This window comes from Vibrio sp. 10N.222.55.A1 (assembly GCF_041473835.1).
Classification (GTDB): Bacteria; Pseudomonadota; Gammaproteobacteria; order Enterobacterales; family Vibrionaceae; genus Vibrio; species Vibrio crassostreae_C.
Map to the genome: position 1 here is coordinate 22,194 of NZ_JBFRSX010000010.1, position 10,293 is coordinate 32,486.

The 10,293-nt window shown below is 43.7% G+C and carries 8 protein-coding genes; 6 read left to right on the top strand and 2 right to left on the bottom strand.

From position 1 onward, the window contains the following. Positions 1–87: 87 nt before the first annotated feature. Positions 88–2,484, top strand: a complete 2,397-nt coding sequence (locus AB4493_RS02660) for a glycoside hydrolase (RefSeq protein WP_372154471.1) — start codon at positions 88–90, stop codon at positions 2,482–2,484. Between the two features lie 68 nt (positions 2,485–2,552). On the opposite strand, the gene AB4493_RS02665 is transcribed toward AB4493_RS02660, so the two are convergent. Beyond that, positions 2,553–3,455, bottom strand: coding sequence for a LysR substrate-binding domain-containing protein (locus tag AB4493_RS02665; protein WP_372154472.1), 903 nt, complete (start codon positions 3,453–3,455; stop codon positions 2,553–2,555). A 128-nt stretch (positions 3,456–3,583) separates the two neighbouring features. Between AB4493_RS02665 and AB4493_RS02670 the strand changes: the two genes are divergently transcribed. From AB4493_RS02670 to AB4493_RS02690, 5 genes are all read left to right on the top strand, one after another. After that, positions 3,584–4,648, top strand: coding sequence for an HlyD family secretion protein (locus AB4493_RS02670; protein ID WP_017066726.1), 1,065 nt, complete (start codon positions 3,584–3,586; stop codon positions 4,646–4,648). A gap of 3 nt (positions 4,649–4,651) precedes the next feature. Next, entirely contained in the window at positions 4,652–6,202 is a 1,551-nt protein-coding gene (locus tag AB4493_RS02675; RefSeq protein WP_372154473.1) for a DHA2 family efflux MFS transporter permease subunit, read from the top strand. A gap of 289 nt (positions 6,203–6,491) precedes the next feature. Continuing rightward, positions 6,492–8,081: a response regulator gene (locus tag AB4493_RS02680; protein WP_017064673.1), complete on the top strand. Its 1,590-nt coding sequence runs from the start codon at positions 6,492–6,494 to the stop codon at positions 8,079–8,081. Next, positions 8,075–8,407, top strand: coding sequence for an Hpt domain-containing protein (locus tag AB4493_RS02685; protein ID WP_017060508.1), 333 nt, complete (start codon positions 8,075–8,077; stop codon positions 8,405–8,407). The genes AB4493_RS02680 and AB4493_RS02685 overlap by 7 nt, the downstream gene beginning before the upstream one ends. 414 nt (positions 8,408–8,821) lie before the next feature. Continuing rightward, positions 8,822–9,718, top strand: coding sequence for an RNA polymerase sigma factor RpoD/SigA (locus tag AB4493_RS02690; protein ID WP_372154474.1), 897 nt, complete (start codon positions 8,822–8,824; stop codon positions 9,716–9,718). Positions 9,719–9,933: 215 nt separating this feature from the next. Here AB4493_RS02690 and AB4493_RS02695 read toward each other — a convergent pair whose 3' ends face one another. Then, positions 9,934–10,287 carry a hypothetical protein gene (locus AB4493_RS02695; protein ID WP_017060510.1) on the bottom strand — a complete coding sequence of 118 codons (354 nt, stop codon included), beginning with the start codon at positions 10,285–10,287 and terminating at the stop codon, positions 9,934–9,936. Positions 10,288–10,293: the final 6 nt, after the last annotated feature.

Below are 10,293 nucleotides of genomic sequence, written 5' to 3' on the forward strand. Positions count from 1 at the left end.
CCAAACAGAAAATAGAGACATATAGGTGACAAAGCACTAGCGCTGCTTAGGTGTAATAACTGTACTTACCCTTTACGGAATCTAGATATGCTCAGCGTACGTTACCCACTCAATCTTTTCACTTGTGCCATTGTGGCTTTAGCAACCGCTTGTCTGTTTTCATCCAATGCACAAGCGAGCCAAATAACGCTCACAAGTAATAGCAGCGTTAGCGGCAGCAGTATTCGCGACAACGCTAACGCCACTACCAGCAATGCCATCTCTATATCGTCGAATACTCTAGAGATAGATTGGAACGGCTTAAGCGTTAACAGCGGTACTCTCACCGTTGATAGCCAACCACAGAAAACGACCAATCTGGTTATTGGCTTTTCCGATAAAGCTGACTCAGTAAAAATCGCCACTTGGACCTTAGTGCCCAGTGGGATAAACCTTGAGGCAGAGCTTAATCAAGACCAGCTCACTTTTCAGTTCAGCTTACCTTCAAATATACAGGTGAAACGAAACAAACCCATCGAATTGACGTGGTTTGATCTTGCCGAACAACAAACTCAGACACTATTTCTTCCGTTTAGTGAAGGTATGCGCGTGCCTACTGACAACAAGCTTTGGGCAAGTTATCTCGTCGGTAACCATTCTGGAAGTAACACTACTCAAGACTTGAAGATGCCTTTTTGGACAGTACAGCAAAACAATCATTTCATTAGCTATCAAATGGTTAATGCAACCAACAATCAACTGCTCTTTTCAGATGCATCCTCTAATGCTTCCTCAAATACAAAAACCAAAATTGATATGAAGGCAGCACACCAATTTACGATGCTCAATCAGTCACAGCCTTTTATTGTTCGTATCACCCTCGGAGACTCGTGGTTAGATGGTGCCAAACAATACCGAGATTGGCGCATCAATAATGACCAGTCTGAAACGCTTGTAGCAAAGCAAAAGCGCAATCCAGATGTGACTAAGTTGATCGGCGCGAGCCACGTTTACCTATTTGGCAAAGACCCATTAAGCATCCAAGATGTGAGTGACTGGTGGGGATTGAAAACATGGTATCTAGAGGGCTCTAAACTCAGTGTTTCTGCGGAAGCGAAAAGAGAGCTATCATCACTCTCCAAGGGGAAAGATTGGTTCAGTCAGTACCACAAACAACTATTGTTGGACTCTATTAGCCAGTCATTGCAGGTGTTATATCCTGTTGGTAATCCGACACTCGAAGACAACACGATTAAAGCGCAATATAAAGCAGCACAGGATAAGAAGAACTGGTTGCTAGAGCACGCTTCCCCTTACCTAAACTCGTCAGAGACTTGGGGACAAGCGTTGTCTTCAGACATGGTCGCTAATCTAAATAAGGCAGGCTTAAACAAACTGTGGCTTGGATTCGATAATTGGATGCCAGCATTCTATCAACCTAACGCTGTGGGTCTGGCAAAACAGTCCGGATATCTGGTCGGTACTTACGATTCCTACAACACCGCAATTCCTGCGAAGCTCAATGACAACTGGCTAACCGCTCAATTACCAGAGCCGATGCGTCAAAGTTGTGCGATTGAACTAGCGGATGGGAGTTTGAAAAAAGGATTTCGTGGAAACGGCTTTTACTTAAACCCGAACTGCCATTTAGAATACGTAAAACAGCGTGCTCAAGACATTATGAGATTCGGCAACTTCAACAGCTTGTTCTTAGATGTTGATGCAACCGCCATGGCACGTGAAGATTACCGCGTCTCTATAGACAGTAATGGCAATACAAACGACGAATCAGACATGCTTTCTGCGTTCAACAACCGAATGAAGTGGCTTAGCGAGCAACCTTCGTTAGTATTAGGCTCTGAAGACGGCAACAGCCTAACAACAAAAGGCATCGCGTTTGCACACGGCTTAGAAACGGTTGGTTTTGGTTGGACAGACAAAGACATGAAAGAGAACCGCCAATCTCCCTATTACTTAGGTCGTTGGTACCCAGACCAAAAGCCCGACTTCTTCTTTAAGCCGGCCGAGGTTAAAGAGCCCTATAAGTCGCTACTATTTTCGCCACAATATCGAATTCCACTTTACCAAGCCGTTTTCCATGATGAAGTAATCAATACGCACCATTGGCATTCAGACAGCCTTAAGTTCACTAATGTACAAACAGAACGTGACTTAACCGCCATGCTGTACAACACACCACCGATGGTTCACTTGACCAGAGATGAAGCTTTATCAAGTTCAAGCCAGAGAATCAAAGCACTCAAACACTATCAAGATGGCTTTGAACCAATGCACGAACAGTTATGGGATAAACAGTTAGTCGATTCCGAATGGTTAGATAAGAGCGGCGATGTTCAACAAACTGAGTTCAGTGACGGGAGTAAGATCATTGCTAACTTTTCTAACAAGGCATTTCGTTACAACGGTGTCGATATTGCTGCCCTATCGGTCAAAGCTATATTGGCGAATGGGCAAGTCGTCGACTGGCAGCCCGATCATAGTTAGCTTCGATACGGTTTAGACAATAACGAATAATAGGAAGCCTAAGCACTTAACCGCTAAGGTTTTCCCCGTTACTTTTGCTTCCTATTTTGAAAGGCAGTCAGTAGATAGTCGATAAAGACCTTTTTACGTTTCGGCATCAACTGCCTGTCTGCATACACTAGGCTTACTGAAACTTCTGGCATCTCATATTCAGGTAACAGACGAATCAGCTTACCTGTCTTAAAGTGTTCCCGACAAATGAATTCAGGAAGCACCGCCAAGCCGAGCCCATCCACACACGCTGTTAGGCATGCCGTGATGGTATTCACCCGCAACTGACACGGCAGATCGATCAAAATCGACTCTCCGCCTTCTAATTGTAAATGCCACTTGGGTAGACGCGCGGCCTTGTTCACCACCTCAATCATTCTGAATGGCGGTTCAAGATCATCGGGTGAAGAGACGTCATCGAACTGCTCTAAATACTCAGGGCTGGCTGCCAATACACGCTTTGATGTTGTGAGGTAGCGAGAAACCAAGCTCGAGTCCACTAGCTCACCAATTTGTGCGTAAAGATCGATCCCCTCCGCAATGATGTCGACTTCTCGATTCGACAGTTCTAAGTTCAAAGTCACGTTTGGGTGCTCTTTTAGGAAGCTGTGGATGTATTTGGCTAATACTTGATGCCCCAATTCGACAGGCAACACAACATTCAACTGCCCTCGGATCAAATCCTGATTGGCTGAAACCTCTAGCTCAGCTTGGTTCATGATCTCTTGCATCTGCATGCTCGACTGATAAAAGCGCTCACCCTCTGGCGTTAAGACTAAACTTCGTGTCGAACGAGTGATCAACCTCACACCTAGATGCTGTTCCAGCTCGTCTAGCTTTCGGCTGACGGTCGACTTGGTCATGTTCAATGCTTCAGCTGCGTGCGTGAAACTCCCACAATCAACAGCTTGTGTAAAAACAGTCACAGCATTTAAATCCATCGTACTTCTCCCAAAGCGCCATTAGTTAGATTTTTGCAACAGTATTTCCCTTTTTTCCTATCTTATCAATCAATCGAATTCATTTACAATTCGTTACATCTAAATAAAAACAAAATGAGAAAGAAAAAATGACAGAGAACAACAACGCTTCGCAAACAGTAAGCACCAAAAAACGTAAAAAAGCTCCGCTTATTGCTACTGCGATCATGCTGTCATTGGGTTTAGCCGGTGCTGGATACTGGTACGGCTATGGCCAGTACTTTGAATCTACCGACAATGCCTACCTACAAGGCGACATCACGAATATTAGCCCTAAGGTCTCTGGCTATATTGTTAAGTCTTATGTGAGTGATAACCAATCGGTTAAAGAAGGTGATTTGCTGGTTCAAATCGATGACCGTGATTACCAGTCAGCACTCGCTCAAGCAAACGCCCATTTAAGCGTCGTGCAATCAGACGTCAAAAATCTAGTGGCACAACAAACGTTACAACGTAGCAAGATCAATCAAGCAGAAAGCCGCGTTGATTCTGCACAAGCTGAATACGAACGCGCGATTCAACAAGTGGTACGTTCTCGTAGCTTACTAAAGCGTAACTACGCGTCTCAAGATGAAGTCGATAGCATGGTTGCACAACAAAAAGTAACTCAGGCAGATTTAGAAGAAGCAAAAGCAAACCTCGTTGCAACCAATGACCAATTAACCGTTATCGCTAGTGAGATTGAGCAAGCAAATGCATCCGTGACCGAAGCTCAAGCCCAGAGAGATCAAGCACAGCTTAACCTTGATTACACCAAAGTTTACGCGCCAGCAGATGGCGTGATTGGTAAACGCAGCGTACGTGAAGGCTTGCTGATTCAAGCAGGCGCACCACTGATGAGCTTGGTACCAAACAACCAAGTGTGGATTGAAGCCAACTTCAAAGAGACACAGCTAAGTGGTATTCACAAAGGTCAGACGGTTGAAGTAGAGCTGGATGCGTTCCCGGGGCAGCCTCTTGAAGGTGTGGTAGACAGTTTCTCCCCTGCGACTGGCGCTAAATTTGCGCTCCTACCACCAGAAAACGCGACCGGTAACTTCACTAAAATCGTTCAACGTGTACCGGTTAAAATTACTATTCCAGATCAGCAAGAGTTGAAAGGTCGACTGCTTCCTGGTTTGTCTGTGGTAGCGACCATCGATAAACGAGGCTAGACCATGAGTAACGCTGGTGTTGTCACCCAAACAAATGATGATGACGAGGTTTCGAGACGCCATTGGATCGCCCTATTTGGCGGCTTGATTGGCGCGTTTATGGCGATCTTGGATATTCAGATCACCAACTCGTCTCTCAAAGATATTCAAGGTGCGCTATCAGCCACCTTGGATGAAAGCTCGTGGATCTCTACGTCTTACCTAGTCGCAGAGATGATCGCTATCCCACTCAGTGGTTGGCTTTCTAAAGCGCTCGGTAAACGCCGTTATATCACGTGGACGACAGCCATTTTCACCATTTCATCTTTGTTGTGTTCGTTCTCTTGGAACATGACCTCGATGATCGTGTTCCGCGCGATGCAAGGCTTCAGTGGTGGTGCTCTAATCCCGCTTGCTTTCTCGCTGGTGATTCAGTTATTGCCGGTCAACAAGCGTGCTGTGGGTATGGCACTGTTTGGTGTAACCGCGACCTTTGCTCCATCGATTGGCCCTACCTTTGGTGGCTGGCTGACGGAGAACTTCTCGTGGCACTATATTTTCTACATCAATATTCCGCCAGCTTTGCTTGTGATCACCATGATCCGATATGGCTTGGACGATGAAAAACTCGACCTTGGCACGCTGAAAAAAGCCGATTGGTTTGGTATCGCCACCATGGCATTAGGGCTAGGTTGTTTGGAAGTGGTGTTAGAAGAAGGTAACCGTGAAGAGTGGTTCAGTTCGAGCTTTATTATTGGCTTGAGTATTCTGTCGGCGGTGAGTTTGGTTTACTTCGTGATAAACGAACTCCAACACAAGAAGCCATTGGTTAACCTGCGGCTATTGCGGGATGGGCAATTTGCGATGTCTTGTATCGCCTATTTGATTCTAGGAATGGCATTGCTCGGCTCTATCTATGTTCTACCGATGTATCTCACTCAAATTCAGCAATATAACGCGATGGAAATTGGTGAAGTGCTAATGTGGATGGGTTTCCCACAGCTTCTGATATTCCCAATTGTGCCAAAGCTAACACAGATCATTAAGCCTAAGTACTTGGTTACCTTTGGCTTCGCGATGTTCGGTTTTAGTTGTTACGTAAATACACACATGACAACCGATTTTGGCGGGCAACAGCTGATTTTATCTATGGTTCTGCGTGCTATTGGTAGTCCGTTCATCATGGTTCCGCTGTCTTTGGTTGCCATGAAGAACATCAGCAAAATGGACACGCCAGACGCATCAACGTTAACCAACGTAATGCGGAACTTAGGGGGCGCTTTCAGCATCGCGATTATCGCTACGCTATTGGATAACAAAACCCGTGAGCACTTAGCACACATCAAGGAGTCGCTACCTTCAGTGAGTCAACTTGGTTGGCAGACGCTTCAGCAACAACAAGCGTTTTTCATTCAGTCAGGAAGTGATGCCGCAACTGCGATGCAACAAGCACAAGCAAGTTTGCTCGGCACAATGCAACGTGACGCAGCCATCATGGCTTACAACGATGTGTTCTTAATGATGACGGCGTTCTTGGCTCTAGCGGCAGTATTGATTCTAAACATGCGTGATTAACGCTAGAGTTTCGGTAAATAAAACTTCAAGCAAAGAACAACATTTCGAATAAAAACTCGAACAATAAAACAGAGAGGTGAGCTTATCGGCTTGCCTCTTTTTTATTTCTAAAACACGTATAACCCCACTAAAATCAGGTAAAAGTCACCTGCGTTTGAAGGCTTTCATAAATGTTATCTAATACTCTTTAATTACCAATAGTTTATTGAGTGTTTGTATGTGATATAGGCACCTTGACAATGTGCAACTTGACACCTAAATTAAAAAATAACATTTGGTATTAAGGAAAATGGATTTGACCTTACCAACAGACCTTCGAATTTTGATCGTCGACGACTCTAAAAGTGCAACAATACTTATTAAGCAGCAACTGGCTAGTTTGGGAGTTTCGCGCGACTGTATTTTTATTGCGACCGACTATCGAAAAGCAATTAAAGCGGTCGAGACACACTCTTTTCATGTACTCCTCATTGACTACCACTTAGAACAGTCTTTTACTGGCTTTGAGCTGTTGGGCATTCTGTATCGAAATCGCCTCATCGATCATACTGTGGCGACAATCTTGCTCTCTGGGGATATGCGTCAGGAAACAGTATTAACCGCCCTTTCAGGTGAAGCACACCACTTCGTTTCTAAACCGATTAATACTCAAACGTTGGGTAAAAAGATCCAAAGTGCCGTGTCCGTTTCAAAGAAACTCACCCAACTGAATGATTTGTATCCCATTGCCAGTCAAGAGAGATTAGCTCAAGCTTTGGCGATCTCCCCTAATGGTACTAGCGTTCAGTTCGAAGCGACATTGATTGAACATTTAATTGCAGGTAAGAAATGGCAGTTACTCTCTAGCGTCATTAACAACTCCAAAACCAACATGCACCCAACCAAATTGGTGGCTGAGGCGCTGATTCTCGACAGCTTAGGCAAGCCAAATTTAGCCATAGATAAGCTCCACAATTTTCTAATAGCACAGCCACTCTCATTGAGCGTGATTGACTGCTTAAGCTGTATCTATGAAAAACATAAAATGCTGCTGCCTGCTCTTAAATTAGCGATTCGTGCATTTGAGATGACTCCCAGCATCAGCCATCGTGCAATCAGGGCCATCGACTTAGCTGAGAACGCAGATAACACACATATGATCATAAAGTTAGGTGAGATGTATGCAACCCACATTTCAGCTGCTGACATTGATGTCATCCATTCCATTGGTGCGCACTTTAATTCCTTAAAAGCAACGTATCAGCGCGAGACGCAACTAAAGTACAAACGTATTTTGCTTGAGCACGCCAACCAATTCACCGAGTTGGTAAACCTGAAACTTCCGGTAAAACAACAGCAGCAAGTTTTGGCCAGCCTTGCCCTATTTCAGAGCAGCATATTGCTCATCGAAAATAGCCCTCAGATTGCCCACAAAAAAGTGATTAGAGCTTCGACACTGTTAGCGAACAATTTCCACAGCCAACCGACTTATTTGCTCACTCAGTTATTACCCATGCTCGCCCACTTTGGTGAGTACTCTCTTTATCATTTAACAGTGGAATGTCTCAAATCTCGTGGAGAAGCCATAAATCACCAACTTGAGTCCAAAAATGTCGACCCTTCAACGTGTATAAACATTGAAAATTTGGGTTCGATCCAAGAAATAAAGGACTACATTCACAGTTACCCATATTCAGTTGCCGCCAAACTTGACTATATATACGCCGTCAATAAAGCTCATATAGATGAGAAACTTAGCGACGACTATCTAGAAGAAATCTTACAGTTAGAACTTCCTCCAAAATGGAATCAATGGATTAGTGATTCATCAAGGTATGGTTTTTCCACTAAGCCGCCTAGCCCATTTTCAACATTCAGCCGACAGGAGTCCACATGCTAGACTTTGATGCTTTAAACGCCTATTTAGACAATGACAGAGACGTCATTTACGCCGTTTTGTCTACATATCAAGAAGACCATGGCAATTCGCTACAAGAGATCGAAGAGTTGGTTCAACAACAAGATTGGGGCAAGCTTCATTTTACCGTGCACACCTTAAAAGGCATTTTAGCCAGCTTTGGTGAAGAAACGGCCACAGTTGCATTGGAAAGAGTAGAACAAAACACACTCAATAAGCTTGCGCCGCAAGATGATGATCTTTCGGTTATCTACAGCGAAATGAAGATCATTAATCAGCAAATCGATGAGGTTCTTAGCACTTATTAGTCGATAGAATTAAAACGTGCATGGCGATACTTAACAGCCGACACAGCTAAAAGAGTTGAGGTGCTTGGAAACATTGAACCTCGACTCTTAACATTTTTCTCATCATTTCTCCTCTCAATTATAGTTCTAACCCACACCTATAAATTCACGTCATTTATCTAGATAAACCGATGTATAACACATGCTTTATAAACTATCCGTCTTAATGTTTTAAACGAAAAACCAACACACTTGATGAGATGCAAAATAGTTAAATATTTGTAGATCTTTTTGTGACATAAACATACGAAATTGCATTTTATTTATTGGTAAAGAAGAAATTGTTACCTACACTCTAATGAAACCAAGCGTTAATCACTTGGTGGCATAATAAAAAAAACTAAAACGTTCAGTCGGCTAGATAAGGACAAGGAAATGAACAACGATAGTTTTGCTGCGTTTCAGGGGCTCACGGATGAAACACCCATTACCGAATCATTTTCTACCAGTGCAGACCCTTATGCTCATTATCTGAAAGATATTGTTGGCATTGATCTGCTGTCGCGTGAAGATGAGGTGTATTACGCAAAATTGAATCGCGCGGGTGATAAAAAAGCGCGTGATGTCATGATCGAATCAAACCTGCGCCTTGTTGTGAAAATCGCAAAGAGTTACCTAAAACGTAAAGGCAATAATTTCACCCTGCTCGACCTGATCGAGGAAGGCAACATTGGCTTGATTAAGGCCATCGACAAATACGATCCAGAACCAGGCTATCGTTTTTCAACCTATGCTGTTTGGTGGATCCGCGAAAACATTGAAGCCGCACTCATGAACACGGGTCGAACCGTTCGATTGCCAGCTCACGTGTGTAAAGAAATAAACAGCCTCGCCTCAAAAAAGCTCGATGCAAGCAAAAAAATGAGTAAAGAGGTTTCAATTTCTGAGCTATCAGACAGTTCAGGTGTAAGGGCCGAACGCGTCGATCAACTGGTGGCGTTAAGCGGGTTTATTGACGTGACGACAACGGTTGGAACTAGCCATGCGCCTATGGTGCTTGATCAATGCGAAAGTGAATATATCCCAGACCCTCAACAAGATTGTGAGGATCAATCCTTTACCCAAGCTCTAGAACAAATCATCTATACACTTCCTCCAAAATTACAAAAGGTGCTCATCCACCGTTTTGGTTTCTTTGATAACAAGGTGAAAACGCTGTCTGAGGTCGGACAAATGTTGGATGTGAATGTTTCTAATGAACGTGTTAGACAAATGCAGAAAGAAGCGGTCGAAAGAATTCAAAAACGACTCAAATTTGATGGTTGGGTGTAAGTCGTAGCCCAGTTGAGAATTAGTTGAAAATAACGTTAAGCCAAAACAAAGACCTTTAGGGTGAGCCTCCAAGCTTGCCCTTTTTGTTTGCTGATTCGTTAGAAAAATAAAAAAATCGTAAGCACACGAACCCTAAGTCGCTAATGCCTAATGCCTAATGCCTAATGCCTAATGCCTAATGACAAATGACAAATGACAAATGCCACACCATTAACTTACCTTAAAGAAGTGACTCGCTCACTGCGCAAAATGAGATAATTGATATAAGTGGTTTCAAGACAATCTTGTTCCCACACTGATAAAATCCGTTTAGCCGCAAAATAATAATCTTTGTTTCTCAACAACATCCCAACGGTGCGGCTAAGCTTTTCAAATCGAACGTGATCGCTCGCAGAGATGTAGTCATCGTCACTTTCAATAATGGGCGCTAAACCATCAGCAAACCAATTATTCAATATTTCTCGCATCTCTAATTCAGACTCAGGCACATCCACACTCGACAACTCTCGATGTTGAGGCGGTGGCACTATGTACTTCGACGCTTGCGGTGAACTGACATAACGATACATGTCGTC